Below are 23,462 nucleotides of genomic sequence, written 5' to 3'. Positions count from 1 at the left end.
TCAGGCGCCCAGCGCCTTCAGGTTCAGCGTGTAGCTGCGTCCGATCCACACCGCGCAGTCGCGGTGGTCTCGCAGCGAATCGCCCGTATTGGGATGCATGAAGACATCCAGCGCGCCATGGTTCAGGGTCAGCCAGGTCGAGATCTCGGCGAAGTGCGCCGGGGTGAATGCGATCTGGTAGCTCCACTGCGGATGCGGGCCGACGGGGCGCTCATGAAAGCGCCCCATTTCCATCTTGCCGTCGAACTGCGCGATCACGCGTTCGCGCAGCGCGAACGCGGCGTCACGGCTGGCGCCGTCGAAATACACGTGGGCGTGCCAGCTGGCAACGCTGCTTACGGCGACATCGTTCATGGTGTTCTCGTCAGGTTCAGCCACCGGCGCGCTTGGCGCGATGGCCGCTTTTTATCAGGGTGTCGATGATGCGGTCGCAGTGGTCGCCCTGGACTTCGATCACGCCGTCCTTGACCGTTCCGCCCGAGCCGCAAGCCGTGCGCAGCTGCTTGCCCAGCACGCCCAGCGCAACGGGATCCAGCGCCAGTCCCCTGACCACGGTCACGCTCTTGCCGCCGCGGCCTTTGGTTTCGCGGGATACGCGGGCCACGCCGTCGCCGGCGGGCACGGCAGAGGCGGCCTTGCATAGGCATTGCGCCAGCGGCTGCCGGCAATCGGGGCACATGCGGCCGCTTTCAGTGGAATAGACCAGGCCGCCGGTCGAGCTGCGTTTCATGATGGACGTTGTGGAAATTCAAGGATATGCGCCGGATTATGCCAGCCCGGCGTGCCCTACTTGCCGCGCATCTGGTCGATCAGCCGGCGGTCCCGCTTGGTTGGGCGCCCGGTTTCGATCCCGAGCGCGGGCTCCGGCGCCAGGCGCCGCATCTCCGCCGCACGCTCGCGCGCCGCGACGCTCTCGGGCGTTTCTTCGTACAGCAGGCGGGCGACGGGCGCGGGGCCGCGCACGCCGCTTACCGCGACCACGCGCACGTGCAGCGCCGGGTCTTCCTTGCGGACGGTGACGAGATCGCCCGGCGCGACTTCGCGCGAGGGCTTGGCGGCCTGGTCGTTCACCAAGATCCGGCCCTTGCCGATTTCCTGCACCGCAAGGCTGCGCGTCTTGTAGAAGCGGGCGGCCCAAAGCCACTTGTCGAGTCGAATCTTGTCCATCTTGGCTGTCCTAAGCGCAATTCTGCTTCAAGCCATGATGATAGCTGCGCCGGCCTTACGCCGCCCCGCAAAAAAAAACGGCGCCCGACAAGGGCGCCGCAAGACCGGCAATCCGGCAACCGGGCTGGCTGGCCCGGCAGTACTCAATCCAGCTTCAGGTCCGCTTCCTTCACGACGCGCTGCCATTTGGCGATTTCGGCGCGGCGGAAGGTGTCCAGTTCGGCGGGCGTCGAACCGATCGGCTCGGCGCCGATGCCGGCCAGCTGTTCGGCGATGGCGGGGTCCTTCAACACCTTGGCCAGCGCTTGCGACACCTGGTCGACGATCGCGGGCGGCGTGCCGGCGGGGGCGAACACGGCGTTCCATTCATACGTCTCGTAGCCCGGCACGCCGGATTCGGCGATGGTCGGCAGGTCGGGCGCGGTATTAGAGCGTTCCAGGCCGCCGACGGCCACGGCGCGCAGCTTGCCGTTCTTCACGTGCTGCCAGGCCGACCCCATGCTGGCGAACATGACGGGCACCTGGCCCGACATGACGTCGATCATGGCCGGGCCGCCGCCTTTGTAGGCCACGTGCTGCAGCTGCGTCTTGGCCAACAGGTTGAACAGTTCGCCTGCCAGGTGCTGCGCGGAACCGGGGCCGGCCGACGCGAAGTACACGTGGTCCTTGGCGCCGGGCTGGCCCAGCTTGATCAGGTCGGCAACCGTCTTGACCTCGTACGAGGGCGTGACCACCAGCACGTTCGGCACGCGCAGCAGCAAGGAGACGGGCGCAAACGCGGTCAGCGTGTCGAACTGCATCTTGGAATGCAGCGCGGGATTCTGCGCGTGGTTGGAGGCGTCCAGCATCAAGGTGTAGCCGTCGGGCTGCGCCTTGGCCACGACCGCGCCGCCGATCATGCCGCCGGCGCCGCCGCGGTTTTCAATAACGACGGGCTGGCCCAGTTCGGCGGCCAGCTTGGGGCCGATGAGGCGAGCCACGACGTCCACGGTACCGCCGGGCGGGTAGGTCACGACCAGCGTGACGGCGCGTTCGGGATAGGCGGCGGACGCCGCGCCAGCGGCGCCGGCCAGCAGACCGGCAGCAACGAGCAGGCCGCTGCGGCGCGCCAGGCGTTTGATCAGGTGGGTCATGATTTGTCTCCTTGGAATTGGAACAGCTGCAACGGCGTGCCGGCAAGCACGGCGTGCCGTTGCGTGGGATCGTCGATCCAGGCGTCCAGCCATTGCGTCGCCGCGGGATAGGACGCCAGGTGGCGGTGTTCGGTATGGGGCCAGTCGCTGCCCCACATCAGGCGGTCGGCGGTGTAGGCGGCCAGCAGTTGTTGCGTGGCCAACCGGCCCGACGCGGCACAGTCCGCGGCCTGCCAGTTGCGGTAGGGCGCCGACAGCTTGACCCACACGCGGCCGCTGCCGGCCTGTTGCAACAGGTACAGAAAGCCGGGGTCGGACACGCCGAGTGCCGGGTCGGGCCGCCCGAAATGGTCGACGACCACGCGGCAACCGGCAGCCAGCAAGGCGGGCAGGATATCCGGCAGGCGAGCCGCCTGGATATGGACTTCGACGTGCCAGCCCAGCGCATTCACGCGGGCCAACAGCGCTTGCCAGCCGGCGGCGGCGAGTTCGGGCACGGGCAGCCCGATCAGGTTCAGGCGGATGCCCGCCACGCCGGCCTCAGCCAGCGCCTGCAATGCTCCGTCGGCGATGCCGGGCGCGACGACCGCCACGCCGCGCAGGCGACCAGTGGCGGCGCGCAGGGCGTCGACCATGTAGCGGTTATCGGTGCCCAGGAAGCTGGGTTGCACCAGCACGCCGTGGCTGAGCCCGTGCGAGTCCAGCAGCGCCAGGTAGTCGGCGAGCGTGGCATCGTAGTCAGGCGTGTGGCGGCGCGTGTCCGCAAGCGCCAGGCCTTGCTGGAATACGTGCGCGTGCGTGTCGACGGCGGCGCCGGTCGAGAGCGGGGGCAAGGCGGTCTCCTGTTCTGTGCGCGGACGTCGTCCACGCTGTTCTGTAAGGCGGGATTCTAAGAAGTCCGGGTATAGTCTTCTATTGTTTAAAACCGCTTTTTATATATCGAATCAATATGGAAACCCGGCACCTGCGTTACTTCCTGGCGGTGGTGGACCACGGCAGCGTCAGCCGAGCGTCGGAATGGCTGGGCATCGCGCAACCCGCCTTGAGCCAGGCGCTGGCCCGCATGGAAAAAGATCTGGGCGTGCGCCTGTTCGAACGGTCGCGCCAGGGCGCCGCACCTACGCCGGCCGCGCTGGCCATCCTGGAAGACGTGCGCACAAGCGTGGCGCGTATCGACGCGGCGGCGCAGCGGGCGCGCGAGATCGGCCGCGGCAGCGCGGGACAGTTGACGGTGGGGCTGGTGTCCTCGGCGCTCTTTGATACCTTGCCGCGCGCCTTGCGCGAAATGCGGCGGCAGGCGCCCGGCGTGCGCGTGATCCTGCGCGAAATGAGCAACGCCGAGCAAGCCGAGGCCCTGCAGACGGGCGAGATCGATATCGGCCTGATGCACACGCCCGTGGCCGTGGGCGGGCGCATGCGTGAACGGCAGTTGCTGCGCGACCGGCTGGTGGCCGCGGTGCCCGACGAGTTCGTCGTGGCGCCAGACGGGCAGGTGTCGATGGCGCAGATCGCGCAGGCGGGCCTGGTGATGTATCCCCAGGCGCAGTTGCCGGCGTTCTATGCCGGCATCCTGGACGCCATGCGCAAGGGCGGGCACGACGCCCACGTGGCGCAGGAAGCCAACCGGACGTTGACCGTCCTGTCCTGCGTGGCAGGCGGTTGCGGTGTGGCGCTGTTGCCCAGCTGGATCCGGACGATGAATTTCGGGGGCGTGCGTTTCTGCGAAGTGCGCGATGGCGACGGCTTGCCCAGCTTCGACCTGAGCGCGATCTGGCCCGCCCGGTCGGTGCCGACGCTGGCTGATCTCTTCGCCAATCTGGACCTCGGTCCGCGCTGATTTCCGCGCAGCCTTTCACTGCGCATTCAGCAGCCCTTTCAGAACGCTTAAGCCTGGCTTAAAACGGCATTTTCTTCGGAACCCGGGCCATCCGCCCCGTCTAACCAGAAACGGTTATTCGGGGGCTTGCCCATGGATCTGAACTGGCAGCAGCAATTGATGGAAAGCGCGCTGTGGCTCGTGCGCGCCTTCGGCATCACGGCCGTCGCGATGGCCGCGATGGCGGTGGTGTTGGCCCGCACGACCGATTGGGGCCGGAAATTCTGGCGCCTGGCCTGGCCGTACCTGACGCCGCGGCGCAGCTGGCGCCCGCTGCTGACGTTGGCGATGCTGCTGCTCCTGGCGATGGCGGCGGTGCGCATGACCGTGTTGTTTTCCTTCTGGTACAACGGCTTCTACAGTGCGCTGCAGGCACTCGACCCATCCGCGTTCTGGCGCTTTTTGGGCATCTTCTCGGTGCTGGCGTGCGTGCACGTGGTGCGTACCCTGGCCGACAGCTATGCGGGCCAGTCTTTTGACATCCATTGGCGCGTGTGGCTCAACGACCGCCTGACGCGCGACTGGTTGGGCGCGGGCGCCTACTACCGCGGCCATTTCGTCGATGCGCCCGTTGACAACCCCGACCAGCGCATCGAGCAGGACATCGCGATGTTCGTCACCGGTTCGCGCACGCTGGCCATCGGTGCGTTGAGCGCGATCGTATCGCTGGTGGCGTTCACAGGCATCCTGTGGGGCCTGTCCGGCCCCTTGTCGGTCGCGGGCGTCGAGATCCCGCGCGCCATGGTGTTCGTGGTCTTCCTGTACGTGATCGTCGCGACCTGGTTTGCCTTCAAGATCGGCCGGCCCTTGATCCAGCTGAACTTCCTGTCCGAACGCTTGACCGCCAATTTCCGCTACGCGCTCGTTCGCCTGCGCGAAAACGCCGAGAACGTGGCGTTCTACCAGGGCGAAGCGGCAGAGCGCGCCACGTTGTGGACGCGGTTCACGGCCTATATCGCGAACCTGTGGGCGCGGGTCTACCGGGGCCTGAAGTTCGACGGCTTCAACCTGTCGGTCAGCCAGGTGGCGGTGGTGTTTCCCTTCATCCTGCAGGCCCCGCGGTTTTTCAGCGGCGCGATCAAACTGGGCGATGTGATGCAGACGTCGCAGGCCTTCGGCCAGGTGCAGGATGCGCTGTCGTTCTTTCGCACGTCCTACGATTCCTTTGCGCAATACCGCGCCACGCTGGACCGGCTGAACGGATTCCTGGACGCCAACGAAGCCGCGCGCGCCTTGCCGTCCGTGCACGCCGAGCCGTTGGCCGACGCGATGGAGCTCAAGGACGTCACGGTGACGCGGCCGGATGGCAGCATGTTGCTGCGCAACCTGAACCTGCAGATGCGGGCGGGACAGGCCCTGCTGATCAAAGGACCCTCGGGCAGCGGCAAGACGACGCTGCTGCGTGCCTTGGCCGGCTTGTGGCCCTACGCGCAAGGCCACGTGCGCCGGCCGCAGGGCGCGGCGGCGCTGTTCCTGTCGCAGCGGCCCTACCTGCCGCTGGGTGATCTGCGCGGCGCCGTCGCCTACCCCGGGCAGGCGCAGCCGCAGGACGATGCGCGTCTGGCCGAGGCCTTGCGCCAAGTCAATCTGGGGCATCTGGCCCAGCGCCTGGATGAGGCCGCGGATTGGTCCCGCATCCTGTCATTGGGCGAACAGCAGCGGGTGGCGTTTGCGCGGGTGCTGTTCAACCGGCCTGCCATCGTATTCCTGGACGAGGCCACGTCGGCGACCGACGAAGGGCTGGAGTACATGCTCTACAGCCTGCTGCGCAGCGCATTGCCCGATTGCATGCTGGTCAGCGTGGGCCATCGCAGCACGCTGGACCCCTTCCACACGCATCGGCTGGTGCTGGATGGCGCGGGCAATTGGACAGCGGAGCCGATGGCGCCGCCGGCCGCCGGCACGCCGCTGCGCGCCGCGGCCTGAGGCATCCCGGCCCGTTTGGGCCGTTTGGGCTGTGTGGGCCGTGTGGACCGTGTGGACCGGGTGCGTCGGGCGGGGTTCAGGTGCCGACGCGCAGCGGCCCGGTCAGCTTGCGCAGCGCGGCGATCACGCTTTGCGCGGTGATGCGGCCGGTCTTCGGATTGGCCGACGGAATGTTCTGGATCTCCATCGAGAAAGACGCCGAATCGGACACGACTTCAACGCGATGGATATTGCGTTCCAGCGACGGGTCTGCCCAGATTTCCAGCGTGCTGCGGTCCGGCCCGATGCCGGCCAGCGACACGCTGACCGCGACGTTCAGGTTGGCCGGAAAGCCGACGGCGGCCTCGCGCGGCGAACCACGGAAGATCAGGCGCGGTTCGGTGATGTCCGCGATGTCGATGTTGTTGTCGGTCAGGTAGGGCGCACCCAGCAAGCCGCGCACGGGCTTGCGGGTGATCATGGTGACGGAATGGATGACGCCTTCGGCGGCTGCCGTGATGGCGTCCAGGCCCAGGATGGCGCCCGACGGCACGATGATCTGGCCGTCGTGCTGGCGCGCCAGTTCGATCAGATCGTCGTGGCGCAGCAGGGCGCCGGAACTCAGCACGACCATCTTCTTGCCGTTGCGCAGCACCGGTTCGGCAATGCTGCGGAACACGGCGGCCGGCGCGCATTCCACCACCACGTCGCAATGCTCATGCAGGTCATCGATGGTGGTGAAAGCAGGCGCGGCTTGCGTCCAGGCAAAGGCGGGCGGGGCCTTGGGGTCGCGCACGGCGACGGCGGCCAGAGTCAGGCCGGGCAAGCCGGCATCCAGGGATTGCGCCACGGCTTGGCCAATGGCGCCGAAGCCGGCGATGCCGACGCGGTAGGTGTTCATAAGGGTCCAGAAGAGGGCTGCGGCGAACCGCGGCGGTTCAGGGGGCAAGCGCGCCGATTGACGCGGCGCAGGGTTGCCGGCCACTGTAGCTACCGTGCCGGCGGGCGTCAATGCGGAATCGCCGCAAGGCGCGGCTACACTTTCCGCCTGATTCGATAGGAGCGCAGGCATGCAGATTCAACCGGAAGGCCCGGACGACCGCGACACGATTTTCGCGCTGACCCAGGCCGCCTTCAGAGACCATCCCCATAGCCAGCAGACAGAGGGCTACATCATCGATGCGTTGCGCGAGGCCGGTGTGCTGACGTTGTCCCTGGTGGCGCGGGAAGATGCGGGCATCGTGGGGCACATCGCGTTTTCTCCCGTGCAGATCAGCGATGGCTCGCCGGATTGGTATGGGCTGGGCCCCGTTGCCGTGCTGCCCGGCCGGCAAGGCCGCGGCATTGGCGCGGCCCTCGTCCGGGAAGGCTTGGACCGGTTGAAAGCGCTGGGCGCAGCGGGCTGCGTGGTGATGGGCGAGCCCTCCTATTACGCGCGTTTCGGTTTCGCGCAGACTCCGGCGCTGACGTACCCCGGCGTGCCGCCGGAATACTTCATGGCACAAGCGTTCACGCTTCCCGCGCAAGGCCAGGTCGCCTACCACAAGGGATTCGACGCCGCGCCAACCGAGCGGTAAAGGGGGCGGGGCGGCATCTCGAATTCCGCACCGGCGTAGTCCGGCGCAATATCGATCGCACCCGAGGCCAATTGCGCCGCCCAGTCGTCCAGCACGCGGCGTTCTTCCGCGCCGACCTTCGCGCCCACCACCAGGCGCAGCGACGCGGCTTGCTCCAGTCCGAAGCGGGTGATCTGGCCGACGGCCAGCGTGCCCGCGGCATGGTCGGCAGCGGCGCGCTCCACGCATAGCCCGGAATCCGCCAGGGCGGACGCCAGGTACACCTGCGGGTCGCGGGCCACCCAATCCAGCACATTGCCGATCTGCCACACGCCGGTGTCGCGGCATACGCGCGTCACGCCGTCGCGGCCGCCATCCATCATCGCGAACAGCACGCGGGCATCCCGCGCGGTCAGCGCGCGGGTCCAGGCCGCGCCCAGTTCCGGGTCGTGCTGGTTGCCGCAGAAGGCGGTCAGCGGGTCGTCGCCGGTCACGCGCCGCACGCCGTCGGCATAGGCCGCGCGGCCTTTCAACCCCGGCCGCACGCGTTCACCCGACAGATGGGCGGCCCGGCCGTTGCCGGCGCGCAAGCCGGCCAGCACCCCGGCCAGGAAGGCGGTGTGCTCTTGCAGGATCTCGTACGACGCGACATTGGGACCGGTGTGATGCCCCTGGGTGATGGCGAACTGCGTGCCCGGAAATCGAGGCGCGACCTCGGCGACGGGCGCGTCGCCCTGGCCGCCATGCACGATGACCAGATCCGGCGCCGTGCCGCACAACTGCGCGATGCGTTCGGCGCGGGCCTGGGCGTCATTGGCGGATATCCATTCCAGCTGCAAGGGCTGGCCTGCGTGCGCGGCGCGCTCGGCGCCTTGCACGGCCGCTTCGTTGAAGCCTCCCCGGCCCGGATGGCCGAACAGCACCAGAATCCGGCGGGCGCTCACAGGCTGGCCCCCGTTGCCCGCACCACCGGCCCCCAGGCCTCGGCCTGGAGACGGACGAAGTCCGTGAATTCGGCGGGCGATTTGCGGGCCAGCACAAAGCCTTGCCCTTCGAGCTTCGCGCGGATGTCGGGCGTTTCCAGCACGCGGCCGATTTCCTCGTTCACGCGCTGCGATACGGCCTCGGGCAAGCCAGCCGGGCCGGACAGGCCGACGAAGTTTTCGGCGATCAGTCCGGGATAACCCAGTTCGCCAACGGCGGGGATGTCGGGGGCTTGCGGCACGCGTTGCGGGGTGGTGACCGCCAGCAGGCGCAATTGGCCGGTCCGCAGGAAGGGCAGGTTTTGCGGCAGGGCGTCGACGGCAACGCGGATTTGACCGCCCAGCAAGTCGTTGCGCATGGCGCCGGACCCTTTGTAGGGGATGTGCTGCAAGCGTACGCCCGTCTGCCGGGAATACAGTTCCCCCACGATCTGCCCCACGGAGGCCAGGCCGCCGCTGCCGTATTGGACGGGTTGGTCTTGCGCCCGGATCCACGCGGTCAACTCCGCGAAGGTGGCCGCCGGCACCGACGGATGCACGACGAATACGGTGGGCACCGCGCCGACATAGGCGATGTGGTTGAAACTGGAGAGCGCGTCGTACCCGCCTTGCGGCATCAGCGCGGGCGAAATCGACAAGGGCGCCGAATTCGACATCAGCAGGGTATAGCCGTCGGCCGGCGCCTGGGCGACCAGGCTGGCGCCGATGGTGGAGCCCGCGCCGGGCTTGTTTTCGATGACGATCGGCTGGCGCAGCCGTTCGGCCAGGGCCGGCGCGATGAGACGCGCGGCGATATCGCTGGCGCCGCCCGGCGGAAATGTGACGACCAGGCGGATCGGGCGGTCGGGCCAGACGGCGGCGCGCGCCGCGCGCGGGCGCGCCAAGGGCAGCGCCAACGCGCTGGCAAGCATGAATTTTCGACGGGACAGCGGCATGGCGGGGCTTCTACATGACGGCCGCGCAGGCGGCAAAGGGGCGTAATGTAGAAAACCGGGCAACGCCTGACAAAGAACTTGTAGCCGTTTGCTTATGCCCGCCGCAGGGCGCGGCGGGCTGCGTGGCTTGAACGGACGGGCTTCAGGCAGCTTGCGTCGCGGGCTTGCTTCAAGCCCGCGCGGCGCGCCGTTCAGCTGCCTTTCTGCGCGCGGGCCATGTAGTCGATGGTCAGGTTCGACAAGGCGCGCACGCCGTTGATCAAGCCCGATTCATCGACATAGAAGCGCGGCGAGTGGTTGGGGGCGGCTTTCTCCACGTCGGTGCCCTTGGGCGTCACGCCCAGGTAGAAGAACATGCCGGGCACCTTTTCCTGGTAGAAGGAAAAGTCTTCCGATGCCGTGGACTTCGGCTGCAGGCCATAGTTGCCTTCGCCCGCCACGCGGCGCAGCGTGGAACCCATCTGCTCGGTCAGCGCGGGGTTGTTGACGGTGGCGTTGTAGAGTTCGACCACGCGCACGTCCGCGCGGGCGCCGGCGCTTTGCGCGATCATCTCGGCGGTGCGGGCGATGCGTTGATGGATGTCCTTCTTCATGCCTTCGTCATACGTGCGGATGGTGCCCGTCATGGCGACGTTGTCCGGCACGATGTTCATGCGGTTGCCGCCGTGGATGGCGCCCACGGTGATGACGGCCGGCTCCAGCATGCTGTTGATCTGCCGGCTGGGAATGGTCTGCAGGCCCAGGATGATCTGCGAGCTGACGACGATGGGGTCGATGCCCGACCAGGGGCGCGCGCCGTGCGTCTGCTTGCCGGTGACGTCGATCCAGAACTGGTCGGCAGCGGCCATGGCCGGGCCGCTGCGCCATGACAGCCAGCCTGCCGGGTAGGCGCTGGACACGTGCAGGCCGAAGATGGCGTCTACCTTGGGATTGTCCAGCACGCCTTCCTGCACCATCATCTTGGCGCCCCAGATCTTCTTGCCGTCAGGTTCGAAGTCGGCCGGGCTTTCCTCGGCGGGCTGGAAAATGAATTTCACGCTGCCGGGCAACTGGTCTTTCATGCCGGCCAGCACTTCGGCGGTGGCCATCAGGATGGCGGTGTGGGTGTCGTGGCCGCAGGCGTGCATCACGTCCACTTCCTTGCCCAGATAGGTGCCTTTGGCCTTGGAGGCGAACGGCACGTCCACTTGTTCCTTGACGGGCAGGGCGTCCATGTCGGCGCGCAGCGCCACGACCGGGCCGGGCTTGCCGCCCTTGAGCACGGCGACGACGCCCGTGCCTGCCACGCCGGTCTTCACGTCCATGCCCAGCGCGCGCAGATGGTCGGCCACGAGCTTGGAAGTGCGCGTTTCCTGGTTGCCCAGTTCGGGATGTTGATGGATGTCGCGGCGCCACGCGATGAGCTTGTCTTCGATCGCTTTGGCACGCTGGTCGATCTGTTCGGACAGGGCGGCGTTGGGCGCGGGGACCAACGGGCCTTGCGTGCCGGGCGCGCTTTGCGCGGCGGCGGGGCCGGCCATCAGCAAATGGGCGGCAAGCGCCAACGGGGCCAGCCGGAACATTGTCTTGCGGGACTGCATGGTCTTCTCCTCGTGGTTGTTAACCTGTTATTGGGTGAGGATCTTACCCAAGCGCCGCGCGGCCGGCTCGTTTGTTACGGATGCTTAAAATCCGCCCTGTTTGATTCCGAAAGGTGGAATTCCGAACGCCGAAACCGGCATGTTCAGGCGGCGTGCAGCGCGGGTCTTGCGCCGCGCGCCACGACCCATAGCAGCACGGCTGCCACCACCGATGCACCGCCCGCGATCAGCATCGCGGCGTGAAAGCCCCCGGCCAGCGCTTCGGCGAACCACGCCGCGATGCTTGCGGGCTGCCCGGGCATCACATGCCGCGTGACGGCGGCGCGCGCCACGCCGTGCGCATCGCTGACGCCTGCGTGGGCGAGCGTGCGCGTCAACGCGTCCACCGCGCGCCCGCTCATCAATGCGCCCAGCAACGCGATGCCGATCGTCATGCCGGTCTGGCGCAGGGCATTCATGGTGGCGGACGCCATGCCGGAGCGTTCGCGCGGCACCGTGGCCATCACAGCCATGCTGGTCGACGGCACCGCCAGCCCCATGCCCACGCCCAGCATCACAATCAGGGATCCGGTCAACGGCCAGGGCGTGTGCGCTTCGAACTGCATCATGCCCAGCATGGCGGCCCCGATCAGGCCATAGCCCGCGATCATCAGCCTGGGCAGGCCGAAACGCAGATTCAGGCGGCCGAACACCGTGGACACCAGTCCGGCCGCGACGAATTGCGGCGCCATCTGCCATCCTGCCGCCAGCGGCGACAGGCCTTTGACATGCTGCAGGTACAGGGAAAAGAAAAAGAGGCTGCTGTAGCCGGAAAAGCCCAGCACGAAAGACGCGAAGTTGGTGGTGGCGAAGCCGGCGTCGCGGAACAGGGCCAGCGGCAACAGCGGCCGCGCCGCGCGGTGCTCGACGATCAGGAAAGCGGCCAGCCCCAGCGCCGCGACGCACAGGGAGACGATTGCGTCCGCCGCGTCCCAGCCGTGTTCGCCCGCGGCGATCAAGCCATAGGTCAGGGCGCCCAGCCACACCACGCTCAACGCCTGGCCCGCCGGATCGAACGCGGCGTGCTCGGGGTTCGCGCTTTCCCGGATGCCCCATGCGCCCAGGGCGATGGCCAACGCGCCGACCGGCAGGTTGATCAGGAAAATGCTCTGCCAACTGAGATGCGCCACCAGCACGCCGCCCAGCATCGGCCCCACGATCAGGGAAATCGCATTGCATGACGCCCACACGCCGATCGCCTGCGCGCGCGCTTTGGGCTCGGGAAAGGCCTGCGTCAGCAGCGATAGCGCGCCGGGGATCAGCAGCGCGCCCGCCACGCCCTGCACGGCACGGCCGGCCAGCAGCATGGGCAGGGTGGTTGCCCACCCGCACAGCGCCGATCCCGCCGTGAACAGCAGCACCCCCGCCAGCCACGATCGCTTGCGGCCATAGCGGTCGCCCAACGGTCCGGCCGAGAGCATGAAGGCGGACAGCAACAGCGCATAGGCGTCCACCACCCATTGCAGGCCGGCCATGTCGATCCGCAGGGCGGCCTGCATGGTCGGCAACGCCACGTTGACGATGCTGATGTCCAGGATGGTGATGAAGCTGCCCAGGTTGACGGCCAGGACAAGGGCGCGGCGGCGGGAGGATTGCATGGAAGAAACCCGAGACGGAAAACACCATTCTAGTTATCGACTGACCGTCGGTCAATTGAAAAGAACGCATTCTCGATACCGGTCCGGCCAGCGCCGCGACCGTTGCGCGGCGCTGGCCGAGGGGTAGGCGCCTATTGCAGCTTGATGCCCAGTTCCTTGATCAGCGGGGCCATTTCGCTGCGGTCCGCTTCGATCGTGGCGCCCAGTTCTTCCGGCGTGCTGCCGATGGGGATCATGCCCAGCGTTTGCATCTGCGCGCGCATCGCCGGGTCTTTCAGGATGTCGGACACCGACTTCTGGATCCGCGCCACGCGGTCCTGGGGAACGCCGGCGGGCGCCATCAGCCCGATCCAGGGCTGCGGCGCATAGTCCAGGCCGGACTCTTTCAGCGTCGGTGTGCCGGGCAGGCCGCCGAAGCGTTCCGGGCTGGTGATGGCCACGGCGCGCAGGCGGCCACTGTCGATCAGGCCCTTGGCGCTGGAGGGCGCATCCAGGCCCACATCCAGCTGGCCGCCGATCAGATCGTTCTGCGTCTTGCCCGATGAGGATGACGGCACATACAGCGCCTTGATCCCGGCGCGCCGGGCCGTCTGTTCCCACACCAGATGAAACGCCGTGCCGATGGAGAACGAGCCCACGCTCAGGTTGCGCGCGCGGCTTTCGCGCACGAAGTCTTCCCAGGTCTTGATCGGGCTGTCCTTGGCGACGATGAAGATGAAGGGGGTGCGCGCCACCAGCGAAATCGGCTGCAGGTCCTTCTGCGTGTCGAAGGGCAGGGCGTCGACGGCGAACGGCACGATCGTGACGGTCGACGCCACCACCATGCCCAGCGTGTAGCCGTCGGGCGCGGACTTGACGAGCGCGCTGGTGCTGATGATGCCGGAAGCGCCGGGCCGGTTCTCGACCACCACCGGTTGTCCCCAGGCGGCGCCCAGCTTGCTGGCCAGCACGCGCAGCATGACGTCCACCGGCCCGCCGGGCGGGTTGGACACGATGATCTTCACGGGTTTGTCGGGATACGCGGCCATGGCGGCCAATGGCGTCAGCAGCGCGAGCGCCAGCGCAGTTTGCTTGAACATGGAATTCCCCTTGTGTTGTTGGTGTGTGCGTCGGCCGCGGACTCAGGCCAGGATGTGCTGGTGTGGCGCCGTCGGCCAGCCGGGCGCATTGCCGCGGATGAAGGCGATCCAGGCGTCCTGGGTGCGGCGAGTCAGTTGGGCCGCTTGGGCCGCGGACAATCCGGCAAGCATGGGGGCTGCCGCGAAGGTGTCGACCGTGTCGAAGACGAACGGCAGCTCGATGCAGTGGCAGGCGCCGAAGCGCGCGGTCGGCGCGATGTCGAAGCGCGCCAGCCAGGCGTGCCGGCCTTGCGCCACGGCGTCCTCGGCCCATTGGCGCGATGGCGCGCCGAAAACCTGCTCGCCGACCTGCCGGCCGTCCGCGTCGGCCGTGTGACCGGGAAAGGCGGCCATTTCGTCGCGGGTGTATGCCACCAGCACGTCCGCTCGGGAAGCGGCCTGCTTCATCGCGGGCGCGATGTCCTGCGGCAGCACGTGGCCGTCGAGCACCGGGCAGAACTGGCTGCGACTGCTGCCTTCGGCGCGCAGCACGTCCTGCACGGCAGGGGCTTGCTGCGCGGCCAGCAGGGCGGACACCGGCAAATCGCGCGCGGCGTCCAGGGATCGGGCGCCAGCGGCTTGCAGGAACGCCTGCGCCAGCTGGTCGGCCTGCGCCGCGCTGCGAAAGCCGCGCCCGAGCGCTGCGCTTTGCAGGATGGCGCGCGAGAAGCGGGGCCGCCGGGTCAGCATGGCGCAGATCGACGACGCGCCTGCCGACTGGCCCATGACCGTGACCTGTTCAGGGTCGCCACCCAGGTCCTGGATGTTGTCCAGCACCCAGTCGATCGCCATTTCCTGGTCCAGCAAGCCGACATTGGCGGTTTGTCCCGGCACATACAGCCAGCCCAGCGCGGCCAGGCGGTAGTTGACGGCCACGACCACCAGGTCGCCCCGGGCCGCCAGCCGCGCGCCGTCGTACCAGTCCAGCGCGCCGCCGCCGCTTTGCCAGGCGCCGCCGTGCAGCCACACCACCACGGGCCGCCGCGCCTGGTCCGCGCCCGGCGTCCACACCGTCAGGTGCAGGCAGTCTTCCGACTGGGGGGCGTTGAAATCGCCCATGGCGCCGCGCAGCCGCGAGGGCAGTTGCGGCGCCACGGGGCCGGGGCGCGTGGCGTCGAACTCGCCGCGCCATGCCGCGGGTTGCGGTGGCGCGAAGCGCAGGCTGCCCACGGGCGCCTGCGCGTAAGGAATGGCGCGATAGCGGCAGATGCCGCCCGCATCGCGCACGCCAGTCAGGGTGCCGGCCTGCAGCACCGCCTGGACGGGTTGATTCATATCCTGCCCCTTGCATCATTGTTGTGCGGCCGGCGCCGGAGGGCGCCGCAGCCGTGGGGCCTATGGTAGGGATGATCGGGGCAGGGCAGCCATGCCGGTTTTGAACATTGCCATGCGCAACCCGCATGGCCCGGGGGGGCGCAGGATTCCCGTGACGCCTATTTGGCGATCCGCGCGTCCAGGCTGTTGTCGGCCAGCGCTTGCGCCTGCGCTTCGGTCATGCCCAGGTGCTCGTAGAGGGCATGGAAGTTTTCGTTGACGTAGCCGCCGAAGTAGGCCGGGTCGTCGGAGTTGACGGTGACCTTCACTCCCGCGTCCAGCAGCGACAGGATGTTGTGGTCGCGCATGTGTTCGAACACGCGCAGCCGGGTGTTCGACAAGGGGCAGACGGTCAGCGGGATCTGTTCGTCGATCAGGCGGGCGATCAGATCCGGGTCTTCGGCGGCGCGTACGCCGTGGTCGATGCGCAGCACCTTCAGCAGGTCCAGCGCTTCCCAGATGTACTCGGGCGGGCCTTCCTCGCCGGCATGGGCAACGGCCGGCAGGCCTTCGGCGCGGGCGCGGTCGAACACGCGTTGAAACAGGCGCGGCGGAAATCCCTTTTCGCTGCTGTCCAGGCCGACCGCGATAAAGGCGTCGCGAAAGGGCAAGGCTTCGTCCAGGGTGCGCATGGCCTGTTCTTCGGGCAGGTGGCGCAGGAAACTCAGGATCAGGCCGCTGGTCACGCCCAACTGCTTGCGACCGTCATCCATTGCCTGCCGGATGCCGTTGACCACAACGGCGAATGGCACGCCACGGTCCGTATGGGTCTGGGGGTCGAAGAAGGGTTCGGTGTGCACCACGTTCTGCTCGCGGCACTTCAGCAGATAAGCCCAGGTCAGGTCGTAGAAGTCCTGCTCGGTGCGCAGCACGTCCGCGCCCAGGTAATACAGGTCCAGGAATTCCTGAAGGTTGCCGTAGTTGTAGGCGCCGCGCAGGGCATCGATGTCGGGCCAGGGCAGCGCCACCCCATTGCGTTGCGCCAGCCTGAAGAGCAGCTCGGGTTCCAGCGAGCCTTCCAGGTGCAGGTGCAATTCGGCCTTGGGCAATGCGTTGAGCCAGTCGTACATGGGTGCTCCGATAAAAATGGGTGATGCAAAGGCAGAGGCCACGCGCCTACGCGGCCAGTGCGATGTTGTCTGCCTGGATGGCGCGTTGGACCTGCTCGGTGAAGGCGCGGGCCTGCAGCGTACTGGGGCGGTCGCGGCGCCAGATGGCAGCCAGGGGCGACTTCCCGATGGCGGGGCGGGCCGGCAGCACGAAGAGTTCGCCGCGGGCCTGGCGCACGGCGGCTACGCTGCCCGGCAGCATCCATAGATACTGCGAGTCCAGCAGTATTTCGCGGCCAAATTCCAGGGATAGGGCGCCGATCATATCCGGAATCGCCAGTCCGGCCTTGCGCAGGGACATTTCCAGTTCGCCCCGGATGCGGCTGCCCGGCAGGGCAGTAATCCACGGGTAGGCCACATAGTCCGCCAACGTGGTGCCGGTGCGCCCCGCCAGCGGATGGCCGGTGGCGCAGGCCAGCACCACTTGGTCCTCCAGCAAGGTAGTGGAACGGTAGATCTGCGGATTGACCGTGGATGAGAAGCGGCTGATCAGCACGTCCACGCCGCCCGCATCCAGGTCTTCGATCAGGCGTTCGTGCGTGCCGATCTCGATAGTCAGGGTGATGCGCGGATAGGCTTGCCGAAAGGCGCGCGCGGCCTGCGCGACCGGCCAGCCGGCGAACATCGAAAAGCACCCCACGGTCAGGCTGCCTTCGTCGCCGCGCGACATGGCGGCCAGATCGATCTCGGCTTTGCGGAAGTCGGTCAACAGCAGGCGGGCGTGGCGGCACATGGCCTCGCCGAGCGGCGTACAGGTGGTGCCCTTGGCCGTGCGTTCGAAGAGACGGGCGCCCACCAGCTCTTCGATCTCGGCGATCGCGCGCGACAGCCCGGATTGCGTGCTGTGCAACTGCGCCGCCGCCTTGGACAGGTTGCCCAATTCAGAGACGGTCAGCACGATTTCCAGGTGCCGGATGCGGAGCTTGCCTCGGAAGGGTGTCATGGCGCGTGGTCGGAGGGGATGTGCCGATTATTCTCCCGTGCCGGGCGCTTGGCAACGACGGCGCGGGTTTCAGATATAGTTCGTCGCCAGACAAAACAACGGATACGCGGGGTGCGCCAGCAGGCGCTGCCCGCAAGTCGGCTTGTAGGGAGACAGCCATGAATGCAGCGGTATCGGGCGCGCGACGGACAATCCGGCTTGCCGGCGCGGGGCTGATGGCGTTGGCCTTGAGCGCATGCGGCGTGGCCAAGGTGGACGAGGTCTCCGTCAAGTGGCCGCCCTTCCGGGACGGTACGCCCGTGGTGCTGCCGTCGGACCCGACGCAATGCCCCGACCTGGCCGGCACGTACCAGGCGCAGGGCGAATACCGCTCGGGCGACCGCGACGCGAAATCGTTGACGGACCTGCGCAATTTCCTGAGCTATCCGCTGGATCTTCAAGGCATGCGCGACCATGTGCTGCCCGAATGGCAATCGAATCCCGCAGCCACCGTCGCCTTCACGCCCGCTGCGGGCGGATGGGACGTACTGGCCCTGGACGGGCGCGGGGCGAGGTCGGCGGCGCATTTACCGGTGCTCAATGGCGCGCAGGATGCGGCCGCGCTGACGCATGACGCCAGGCCTGGCGTGCCGGATGGCATCCGCCGGCAGACCGGTTGCGCGCAGGGCCGGCTATGGGTCAGCGTGCGGCACGACTGGCGCCAGTACGAATCCATGGGCGTGCGGCGGCATGTGGCGCTGTTTCGTCCGGAGGCCGGCGGCCTGCTGGTGACCGTGCGGCTCGAATCCGACTCCATCGGCCTCTTGCCCTGGTATTCCAACGAAGGCAGCGTGTTCCAGTATTGGTTCGCCCCGGTCGCGCGGTAAGCGCGGTTCCCGTTCTCGGGTTTCCTTTCACGTCCGGGCGGCTGCGGTCGCCCTCAACCTGCTCTGCCAATGACCCGTAAAAACCTGTTCCTCTCGGTCGTCCTGCTGCTCGCGGCCTTGGCATTGACCGCGCTGTTCTGGCGGCATCAGTTCGCGCATACGCCGCCTTCACTGCGCAATCAGGTCGAGGGCGAATTGAGTGGCGATACGCACATCTACGGGGAGTCGCCGCGCCAGGACGCCATGGCCCAACGCGCCTTGCTGGCCGACGCGCAGCGCGGCAATCCCGGCGCCCAGTTCATGCAGGGCATGATGCTTGAGGCAGTGGATAGGGAGGCCGCGCTGCGCTGGTACGAAGCGGCCGCGGCGCAAGGGTACGAAGACGCCATCGAGCGTTTGCGGCAGCTGCGCGAGCAGCCTTCGCCGCGGTAGGCCGGGCTCGTGAACGCCCCTGCCGCCGATCCGCGGGCCCGCTTCGTGTCCGGGCCCCTGGGCCCGCATGTCCTGGAAATGATCCTGACGGGCTGGGCCAGCATGCTGGCCGTTTTCGCGGTGGAATTCCTGTCGCTGTTCTACCTGGGCACGTTGAAGGACGAGGCGGTGCTGGGCGCGGTCGGTTTCGGGTCGATGACGCAGTTCACCATCACGTCGGTGTGCATCGGCGTCACCGTGGGCGGCGCGGCGCTGGTGTCGCGTGCGCTGGGGGCCGGCGATGCGCGGCGCGCGCGGACGCTGGCTGGCGCGTCGCTGATCCTGATGGCGGGATCGGCGGTCGCGGCCGGGGCGATCTTCCTGGCGGCGATCGGGCCGTTTACCGCGGCCATCGGGCTGGCGCAAGACGTGCGGGGCCACTTGCTGTCGTATGTGCTGATCACGACGCCTTTCGCGGTAGTGATGGGCGTCGGCATGATGCTGTCGAACCTGCTGCGCGCGGCGGGCCATGGCCGCCAGTCCATGTGGGTGCTGCTGGCGGGCACCGCCACGGTGGCCGCGCTGGACCCCATCGTCATTTTCGTGCTGGATGGCGGCATGGAGGGCATTGCCTGGGCAAGCGGCGTGGGCCGCCTGGCCACGGTGGCGCTGGGCGCGTGGCTGGTGCTGCGCAAGCATCGCCTCGTGGCCTGGCCGGCGTTGCGCGCATTGCGGGCCGACCTTGCGGCCATCGGCAAGATCGCGCTGCCCGCAGCACTGACCACGCTGGCCACGCCCGCGGCGGTGATCTTCACCGTCTCTACCTATGCCGGCTTCGGCCCCAGCGTCATGGCGGGCGCCACGGTGGTGGACCGCGTGCTGCAATTGGCCTATTCGCTGTTCTTCGTGCTGCCCGGCGCGATCGGCCCCATTCTGGGGCAGAACCTGGGCTCGGGGCAGTGGGATCGCGTGAAACAGACCGTCAGGCTGACCGCACGCTGGGCGTTGTGCTACGGCTTTGCGGCGGCCACGGTGCTGGCGGTGCTGGCGCCCTGGGTGCCGGACGTGTTCCAGGTCACGGGCCCGGGCCGCGACCTGATCATCTTCTTCTGCCGCTACGGCAGCTTCGCCTGGGCGGTGAACAGCCTGTTCTTCGTGTCGATTGCCGTGTTCAACAACCTGGGCTACGCCACCTATTCCACGGTCATCGGCTGGCTGCGCTCCACCCTGGGAACCTTGCCGTTCGTGTGGCTGGGCGCGCACTACGGCGGGCCCGAAGGCGTGATGCTGGGGCAGAGTTTGGGCTTTGCCTTGTTCAGCGTGATCGCCATGGTCGTCTGCCTGCGCGTGCTCCGCGAGCCGCCGGCCGGACTGTTGGCCAAGCGGGGCGCCTAGCGCCAGGTTGCGGGTCGGCGGCGCGCGGTTCGATTTCGGCGGCTGGTCGCGGTACGATCCTGCCTGACTTCGATTTTTCAGGATTACCATGCGCCAGCGTTCCTCAGGCCCTCGAATCGATACCCTTTCCCGCGCCTTGCTGGCCGCCGCCGTGATGGCGGCCGCCACCGGCGCCGCGCAAGCGCAATCCCCCGAGTCGGCGACCGGCTCGCGCGTTCAATCGCCCGCCCCGGCGCCGGTGCAACCGGCCTTGACGCCCAAGCGCTCCTTCGATGACGTGACGGCCGCGCAAGAGGCGGCGAAAAAGCCCGCCGCCGCACAGGTGCCGGCCGCCACGGCAACCCCCGCTCCGACTCCGGCGCCAGCCCAAGTACCCGCCGCGACAGCCACGGCGGAGCCTGCCGCCGCCCCTGCCTCGGCGCCCACGGTCATCATCCCGACCGAGCTGGACACCAAGGCGTGCATCGCGAAGCTGCGCAAGGGCGCCACCGCCAACGGCTTGACCGTCGCCGACTGGGACAAGTACACCGCCAACGCCAAGCTGTTGCCGACCACCGTGGCGTCCGCCAAGGGTCAGCCGGAAGGGCGCGAAAGCTGGTGGGACTACATCGCCAAGACCGTCGACGACGAGCGCGTCAACGACGGCCGCGCCGTGATGAAGAAGGTCGGGCCGCAACTGGCCGCGATCGGCCAGCAGTACCAGGTGGATCCGGCCACGCTCGTCGCCATCTTCGGAATCGAAACGAACTACGGCCGCCAGATCGGCAAGACCGACGTGCTCAACGCCTGGTTGACGCGCGCCTGCACCGAAAACAAGACGCTGTGGGAAAAGAATGCCTACGCCTCGGTGCGGCTGCTGCGCGACGGCACGGTTCCCGCCGACAGCTTCGTCGGTTCCTGGAGCGGCGCATTCGGCATGACGCAGTTCATCCCGACTTCGTTCTACGAATTGGCCGCGGACGGCGACGGCGACGGCCGCATCGACCTCTACAACTCGCTGCCCGACGCGCTGGCCTCCACCGCCAACCACTTGCGCAAGCGCCGCGCCAAGTGGACGCACGGCCTGCCGGCCGTCGTGGAAGTGCGCGTGCCGGCCGAAATCGCCGCCGCGATCTCACCCGAACCCGACGCGGAATACGTCGGTTCGCAAGACCGCCGCAGCATCGCGCAGTGGGCCCAGGCCGGCCTGAAGCAGGGCGATGGCTCGGTGCTGAAGCTGCCGTCCGGCAACGACGAACAAGCCTATCTGTTTGCGCCCACCGGCGCCAAGGGCCCGGTGTTCCTGGCCACGGTCAATTTCGACGCCATCCTGCATTACAACCAGTCGCGCCGCTACGGCCTGGCCGTGTCGCTGTTGCTGAACCGCTTGCAGGGCGGCCCCGGCATCATCGCGGCCTGGCCCACGGACGACCCGGGGTTGTCGCGCGCCGAGATCAAGCAACTGCAGGAAGACCTCTACGGCCGCGGCTATGACATCGGCGTGGCGGACGGCATTCCCGGCGCCAAGCCCCGCGACGCGGTGCGCGCCGAGCAAGAGCGCCGCAACCTGCCGCAGGACGGCCGCGTGGGCAAGCGCATTTTCGATATCCTGAAGGCCGACCCGCCGTTGGCGGCGCGCGCGCTTCCGCCCAAATGAGCCGGCCACGCATCGGCGGCACCGAAGGGTACGGCGAGCGCGCGGCCGCCTTGGCCGACCAGTACGAGAGCATCGCGTTTGCCGACGTGCATCGCGATGTGCTCCATCTGATCCCGGACGCGCCCGCGCGCATCGCGGACATTGGCGCGGGTTCCGGGCGCGACGCCGCGGCGCTGGCGCGCATGGGGCATGCGGTCGTGGCAGCCGAGCCCACCCCCGAGTTGCGTCTGGAGGGGCAACGCCGCCACGCGGCGCTCGACCTGGAATGGGTGGACGATGCCTTGCCGGAGCTGGCGGGCCTGCGTGCCCAGGGACGCGCATTCGACGTGATCATGCTGACGGCCGTTTGGATGCATCTGGACGCGGCCGAGCGTGCGTCGGGCATGGCCAGCCTGGCCGCGCTGCTGGCCCCGCAAGGCCGCATCCTGATGTCGCTTCGCCACGGGCCGGTGCCGCCGGGCAGGCGCATGTTCGAGGTGTCCGCCGACGAGACCTTCGCCCTGGCGGCCGGGCATGGGCTGTCGCGCCTGCACCTGAGCACGCGCGAAGACATGCTGGACCGCGGCGACGTGCATTGGAGCTTCGTGGGATTGGTGCGAGGCTGATGCCCGGCGCGGCCCGGCGACGCTATGATGGAGCCGTCCTGTCATTGGCCCGCTTGTCATGCCGCAATCCGTGTTTCCTGACGTTTTCCTGACTCCCCGGCTGCGTGCGCAGCGCATGCGGCAGGGGCATCTGCCATTCATCATCGACATGCACGCCAACGCCGATCTGATGGAGACGATGGGCGGCACGCGCGACGCCGCCGCCAGCCGGCTCTACGTGGCGCAGAACGTCTCGCATTGGGTCGAGTACGGGTACGGCATGTATATGCTCGAAGACCGGCACACGGGCGCGATGGCGGGCCGCGCCGGCCTGAAGTACACGGTGTCGGGCGACCACGGCGCCATCGAGCTTGCCTATGCCTTCCAGCCCCACTGCTGGGGGCAGGGCTACGCGGGCGAGATCGCCGCCTCGCTGATCGAAATGGGGTTCGAGTTGTTGCCGGTGGACGTGCTGTCAGCGGTGGCGTTGCGCTCCAACGCGGCGTCTCGCCGCGTCATGGAAAAGACAGGCTTGCGGTATGTGGGTGAAACGGCGGGCGACGACGCCAGCGCCAAAGTCCGCTACGAGATCCGCCGCAGGGAATGGCGGGCCGCCCACGCGCCAGCCAGTGCCTGACGGCGGGCGCATCGGCGCTAACATTGCGGCATGAGCACGACGACCCTCTCCGAAGACAATGACCCGCAGCCCGTTCCCCCGGAGCGCCCCGCGCCCGAGGAATGCTGCAACAGCGGTTGCATCCCCTGCGTCTATGACCGCTACGACGAGGCGATGGAGGCCTACCGCGAGGCGCTGAAAGCCTGGCGCGCCCGCCACGAACGACAGAATCCGTAGATCTGTCGCGTCACCCTGCCAGCTTCATGTGGATGATCGGGAACGGGCGGCCCGCGTCGTCTTGGGCCGACCTGCCCACGTCTTCGAATCCGTAATGCTTGTAGAAGCCGTGCGCTTGCGGGTTTTGTTCGTTCACATCCACCAGCAGGGTGCCGTGCAGCGAACGCGCGAAGTTCAGCAGCCGGCGGCCGGCGCCTTTGCCGCGCTGGTTGGCGTCCACGAACAGCATTTCGACCTTGTTGCCGGACAAGCCCATGAAGCCGGCGAGTTCACCGGCATCGTCTTCACAGACCCACACGCGTACTGACGGCAGGTAGGTGTTGAGCACCTGCGGGTACATGGCCTGAATTTCTTTTTCGGTCAGGAAGGAATGCGTGGCGCGCACCGACCGTAGCCAGATGTCCGCCAGGACCAGGTCGTCGCCGTGATTGCGTTCTCGGATATTCATTTTCTTATTGATT

General features: G+C 67.9%; 25 protein-coding genes. 10 read left to right on the top strand and 15 right to left on the bottom strand.

Annotation, left to right across the window (positions count from 1 at the left end):
* The 5 genes from ACO6D5_RS04135 to ACO6D5_RS04115 all read right to left on the bottom strand — a co-directional run bounded on the left by ACO6D5_RS04135 (nt 1) and on the right by ACO6D5_RS04115 (nt 3,133).
* The gene (locus tag ACO6D5_RS04135; RefSeq protein WP_006225753.1) at nt 1-354 is read right to left on the bottom strand and encodes a DOPA 4,5-dioxygenase family protein; all 354 of its coding nucleotides are present in this window, start codon (nt 352-354) and stop codon (nt 1-3) included.
* 16 nt (nt 355-370) lie between these two features.
* The gene (locus ACO6D5_RS04130; protein ID WP_315529553.1) at nt 371-730 is read right to left on the bottom strand and encodes a translation initiation factor Sui1; all 360 of its coding nucleotides are present in this window, start codon (nt 728-730) and stop codon (nt 371-373) included.
* A gap of 56 nt (nt 731-786) precedes the next feature.
* Nucleotides 787-1,167, bottom strand: coding sequence for a S4 domain-containing protein (locus tag ACO6D5_RS04125; RefSeq protein WP_315529552.1), 381 nt, complete (start codon nt 1,165-1,167; stop codon nt 787-789).
* Nucleotides 1,168-1,310: 143 nt separating this feature from the next.
* Nucleotides 1,311-2,300, bottom strand: a complete 990-nt coding sequence (locus tag ACO6D5_RS04120; protein ID WP_485824675.1) for a tripartite tricarboxylate transporter substrate binding protein — start codon at nt 2,298-2,300, stop codon at nt 1,311-1,313.
* A complete protein-coding gene (locus ACO6D5_RS04115; protein WP_485824674.1) occupies nt 2,297-3,133 on the bottom strand; it encodes an amidohydrolase family protein in 837 nt (278 codons plus the stop codon). Before ACO6D5_RS04115 ends, ACO6D5_RS04120 begins: the two co-directional genes overlap by 4 nt.
* 116 nt (nt 3,134-3,249) lie before the next feature.
* On the opposite strand from ACO6D5_RS04115, the gene ACO6D5_RS04110 reads away from it, so the two are divergent.
* Together ACO6D5_RS04110 and ACO6D5_RS04105 are read left to right on the top strand one after the other, a co-directional pair.
* Nucleotides 3,250-4,137, top strand: coding sequence for a LysR substrate-binding domain-containing protein (locus ACO6D5_RS04110; RefSeq protein WP_315529546.1), 888 nt, complete (start codon nt 3,250-3,252; stop codon nt 4,135-4,137).
* A gap of 132 nt (nt 4,138-4,269) precedes the next feature.
* Nucleotides 4,270-6,102 carry an ABC transporter ATP-binding protein/permease gene (locus tag ACO6D5_RS04105; protein ID WP_485824673.1) on the top strand — a complete coding sequence of 611 codons (1,833 nt, stop codon included), beginning with the start codon at nt 4,270-4,272 and terminating at the stop codon, nt 6,100-6,102.
* A gap of 76 nt (nt 6,103-6,178) precedes the next feature.
* On the opposite strand, the gene ACO6D5_RS04100 is transcribed toward ACO6D5_RS04105, so the two are convergent.
* Nucleotides 6,179-6,982 carry an aspartate dehydrogenase gene (locus ACO6D5_RS04100; RefSeq protein ID WP_315529541.1) on the bottom strand — a complete coding sequence of 268 codons (804 nt, stop codon included), beginning with the start codon at nt 6,980-6,982 and terminating at the stop codon, nt 6,179-6,181.
* A gap of 169 nt (nt 6,983-7,151) precedes the next feature.
* Between ACO6D5_RS04100 and ACO6D5_RS04095 the strand changes: the two genes are divergently transcribed.
* A complete protein-coding gene (locus ACO6D5_RS04095) occupies nt 7,152-7,658 on the top strand; it encodes an N-acetyltransferase (protein ID WP_315529540.1) in 507 nt (168 codons plus the stop codon).
* On the opposite strand, the gene ACO6D5_RS04090 is transcribed toward ACO6D5_RS04095, so the two are convergent.
* From ACO6D5_RS04090 to ACO6D5_RS04055, 8 genes are all read right to left on the bottom strand, one after another.
* Complete coding sequence (locus ACO6D5_RS04090; RefSeq protein ID WP_485824672.1) at nt 7,619-8,581, bottom strand: BMP family ABC transporter substrate-binding protein; 963 nt, start codon at nt 8,579-8,581, stop codon at nt 7,619-7,621. The genes ACO6D5_RS04095 and ACO6D5_RS04090 overlap by 40 nt on opposite strands.
* On the bottom strand, nt 8,578-9,555 hold the full coding sequence (locus tag ACO6D5_RS04085) for a Bug family tripartite tricarboxylate transporter substrate binding protein (RefSeq protein WP_485824671.1): 978 nt from the start codon (nt 9,553-9,555) through the stop codon (nt 8,578-8,580). The genes ACO6D5_RS04090 and ACO6D5_RS04085 overlap by 4 nt, the downstream gene beginning before the upstream one ends.
* 191 nt (nt 9,556-9,746) lie before the next feature.
* Nucleotides 9,747-11,135: an amidohydrolase gene (locus tag ACO6D5_RS04080; protein ID WP_485824670.1), complete on the bottom strand. Its 1,389-nt coding sequence runs from the start codon at nt 11,133-11,135 to the stop codon at nt 9,747-9,749.
* Between the two features lie 143 nt (nt 11,136-11,278).
* Nucleotides 11,279-12,772 carry a DHA2 family efflux MFS transporter permease subunit gene (locus ACO6D5_RS04075; protein WP_485824669.1) on the bottom strand — a complete coding sequence of 498 codons (1,494 nt, stop codon included), beginning with the start codon at nt 12,770-12,772 and terminating at the stop codon, nt 11,279-11,281.
* Between the two features lie 131 nt (nt 12,773-12,903).
* Nucleotides 12,904-13,851, bottom strand: a complete 948-nt coding sequence (locus tag ACO6D5_RS04070; RefSeq protein ID WP_315529533.1) for a tripartite tricarboxylate transporter substrate binding protein — start codon at nt 13,849-13,851, stop codon at nt 12,904-12,906.
* 42 nt (nt 13,852-13,893) lie between these two features.
* Nucleotides 13,894-15,165 carry a carboxylesterase family protein gene (locus ACO6D5_RS04065; protein WP_485824668.1) on the bottom strand — a complete coding sequence of 424 codons (1,272 nt, stop codon included), beginning with the start codon at nt 15,163-15,165 and terminating at the stop codon, nt 13,894-13,896.
* A gap of 158 nt (nt 15,166-15,323) precedes the next feature.
* The gene (locus tag ACO6D5_RS04060) at nt 15,324-16,274 is read right to left on the bottom strand and encodes an adenosine deaminase (RefSeq protein ID WP_485824667.1); all 951 of its coding nucleotides are present in this window, start codon (nt 16,272-16,274) and stop codon (nt 15,324-15,326) included.
* A 46-nt stretch (nt 16,275-16,320) separates the two neighbouring features.
* The gene (locus tag ACO6D5_RS04055) at nt 16,321-17,256 is read right to left on the bottom strand and encodes a LysR family transcriptional regulator (protein ID WP_485824666.1); all 936 of its coding nucleotides are present in this window, start codon (nt 17,254-17,256) and stop codon (nt 16,321-16,323) included.
* A 158-nt stretch (nt 17,257-17,414) separates the two neighbouring features.
* Here ACO6D5_RS04055 and ACO6D5_RS04050 point away from each other — a divergent pair, with 158 nt between their 5' ends.
* From ACO6D5_RS04050 to ACO6D5_RS04020, 7 genes are all read left to right on the top strand, one after another.
* The gene (locus tag ACO6D5_RS04050; RefSeq protein ID WP_485824665.1) at nt 17,415-18,122 is read left to right on the top strand and encodes a hypothetical protein; all 708 of its coding nucleotides are present in this window, start codon (nt 17,415-17,417) and stop codon (nt 18,120-18,122) included.
* 69 nt (nt 18,123-18,191) lie between these two features.
* Entirely contained in the window at nt 18,192-18,554 is a 363-nt protein-coding gene (locus tag ACO6D5_RS04045; RefSeq protein WP_485824664.1) for a sel1 repeat family protein, read from the top strand.
* A gap of 9 nt (nt 18,555-18,563) precedes the next feature.
* Nucleotides 18,564-19,928, top strand: coding sequence for an MATE family efflux transporter (locus ACO6D5_RS04040; RefSeq protein ID WP_485824663.1), 1,365 nt, complete (start codon nt 18,564-18,566; stop codon nt 19,926-19,928).
* An 88-nt stretch (nt 19,929-20,016) separates the two neighbouring features.
* Nucleotides 20,017-21,564, top strand: a complete 1,548-nt coding sequence (locus tag ACO6D5_RS04035; protein ID WP_485824662.1) for a lytic murein transglycosylase — start codon at nt 20,017-20,019, stop codon at nt 21,562-21,564.
* The gene (locus tag ACO6D5_RS04030) at nt 21,561-22,169 is read left to right on the top strand and encodes a class I SAM-dependent methyltransferase (protein WP_485824661.1); all 609 of its coding nucleotides are present in this window, start codon (nt 21,561-21,563) and stop codon (nt 22,167-22,169) included. The genes ACO6D5_RS04035 and ACO6D5_RS04030 overlap by 4 nt, the downstream gene beginning before the upstream one ends.
* Nucleotides 22,170-22,227: 58 nt before the next feature.
* Nucleotides 22,228-22,785 carry a GNAT family N-acetyltransferase gene (locus tag ACO6D5_RS04025; RefSeq protein ID WP_485824660.1) on the top strand — a complete coding sequence of 186 codons (558 nt, stop codon included), beginning with the start codon at nt 22,228-22,230 and terminating at the stop codon, nt 22,783-22,785.
* 30 nt (nt 22,786-22,815) lie between these two features.
* On the top strand, nt 22,816-23,001 hold the full coding sequence (locus ACO6D5_RS04020; RefSeq protein WP_485824659.1) for an oxidoreductase-like domain-containing protein: 186 nt from the start codon (nt 22,816-22,818) through the stop codon (nt 22,999-23,001).
* A gap of 10 nt (nt 23,002-23,011) precedes the next feature.
* Here ACO6D5_RS04020 and ACO6D5_RS04015 read toward each other — a convergent pair whose 3' ends face one another.
* Complete coding sequence (locus ACO6D5_RS04015) at nt 23,012-23,449, bottom strand: acetyltransferase (protein ID WP_315529518.1); 438 nt, start codon at nt 23,447-23,449, stop codon at nt 23,012-23,014.
* Between the last annotated feature and the right edge of the window lie 13 nt (nt 23,450-23,462).

The sequence above is a fragment of the Achromobacter sp. genome, assembly GCF_057314935.1.
The sequence above is the reverse complement of the archived record's forward strand: the minus strand, read 5'-3'. Positions and strand labels throughout refer to the sequence as shown.

Excerpts from the sequence above, each read along its gene's own strand:
- ACO6D5_RS04055 (WP_485824666.1), bottom strand. The coding sequence starts at position 17,256 with ATGACACCCTTCCGAGGCAAGCTCCGCATCCGGCACCTGGAAATCGTG.
- ACO6D5_RS04110 (WP_315529546.1), top strand. The coding sequence starts at position 3,250 with ATGGAAACCCGGCACCTGCGTTACTTCCTGGCGGTGGTGGACCACGGC.
- ACO6D5_RS04135 (WP_006225753.1), bottom strand. The coding sequence starts at position 354 with ATGAACGATGTCGCCGTAAGCAGCGTTGCCAGCTGGCACGCCCACGTG.
- ACO6D5_RS04130 (WP_315529553.1), bottom strand. The coding sequence starts at position 730 with ATGAAACGCAGCTCGACCGGCGGCCTGGTCTATTCCACTGAAAGCGGC.
- ACO6D5_RS04035 (WP_485824662.1), top strand. The coding sequence starts at position 20,017 with ATGCGCCAGCGTTCCTCAGGCCCTCGAATCGATACCCTTTCCCGCGCC.
- ACO6D5_RS04045 (WP_485824664.1), top strand. The coding sequence starts at position 18,192 with ATGACCCGTAAAAACCTGTTCCTCTCGGTCGTCCTGCTGCTCGCGGCC.
- ACO6D5_RS04020 (WP_485824659.1), top strand. The coding sequence starts at position 22,816 with ATGAGCACGACGACCCTCTCCGAAGACAATGACCCGCAGCCCGTTCCC.
- ACO6D5_RS04050 (WP_485824665.1), top strand. The coding sequence starts at position 17,415 with ATGAATGCAGCGGTATCGGGCGCGCGACGGACAATCCGGCTTGCCGGC.
- ACO6D5_RS04060 (WP_485824667.1), bottom strand. The coding sequence starts at position 16,274 with ATGTACGACTGGCTCAACGCATTGCCCAAGGCCGAATTGCACCTGCAC.
- ACO6D5_RS04030 (WP_485824661.1), top strand. The coding sequence starts at position 21,561 with ATGAGCCGGCCACGCATCGGCGGCACCGAAGGGTACGGCGAGCGCGCG.
- ACO6D5_RS04125 (WP_315529552.1), bottom strand. The coding sequence starts at position 1,167 with ATGGACAAGATTCGACTCGACAAGTGGCTTTGGGCCGCCCGCTTCTAC.
- ACO6D5_RS04100 (WP_315529541.1), bottom strand. The coding sequence starts at position 6,982 with ATGAACACCTACCGCGTCGGCATCGCCGGCTTCGGCGCCATTGGCCAA.
- ACO6D5_RS04095 (WP_315529540.1), top strand. The coding sequence starts at position 7,152 with ATGCAGATTCAACCGGAAGGCCCGGACGACCGCGACACGATTTTCGCG.
- ACO6D5_RS04085 (WP_485824671.1), bottom strand. The coding sequence starts at position 9,555 with ATGCCGCTGTCCCGTCGAAAATTCATGCTTGCCAGCGCGTTGGCGCTG.
- ACO6D5_RS04120 (WP_485824675.1), bottom strand. The coding sequence starts at position 2,300 with ATGACCCACCTGATCAAACGCCTGGCGCGCCGCAGCGGCCTGCTCGTT.
- ACO6D5_RS04080 (WP_485824670.1), bottom strand. The coding sequence starts at position 11,135 with ATGCAGTCCCGCAAGACAATGTTCCGGCTGGCCCCGTTGGCGCTTGCC.
- ACO6D5_RS04075 (WP_485824669.1), bottom strand. The coding sequence starts at position 12,772 with ATGCAATCCTCCCGCCGCCGCGCCCTTGTCCTGGCCGTCAACCTGGGC.
- ACO6D5_RS04015 (WP_315529518.1), bottom strand. The coding sequence starts at position 23,449 with ATGAATATCCGAGAACGCAATCACGGCGACGACCTGGTCCTGGCGGAC.
- ACO6D5_RS04105 (WP_485824673.1), top strand. The coding sequence starts at position 4,270 with ATGGATCTGAACTGGCAGCAGCAATTGATGGAAAGCGCGCTGTGGCTC.
- ACO6D5_RS04025 (WP_485824660.1), top strand. The coding sequence starts at position 22,228 with ATGCCGCAATCCGTGTTTCCTGACGTTTTCCTGACTCCCCGGCTGCGT.
- ACO6D5_RS04065 (WP_485824668.1), bottom strand. The coding sequence starts at position 15,165 with ATGAATCAACCCGTCCAGGCGGTGCTGCAGGCCGGCACCCTGACTGGC.
- ACO6D5_RS04070 (WP_315529533.1), bottom strand. The coding sequence starts at position 13,851 with ATGTTCAAGCAAACTGCGCTGGCGCTCGCGCTGCTGACGCCATTGGCC.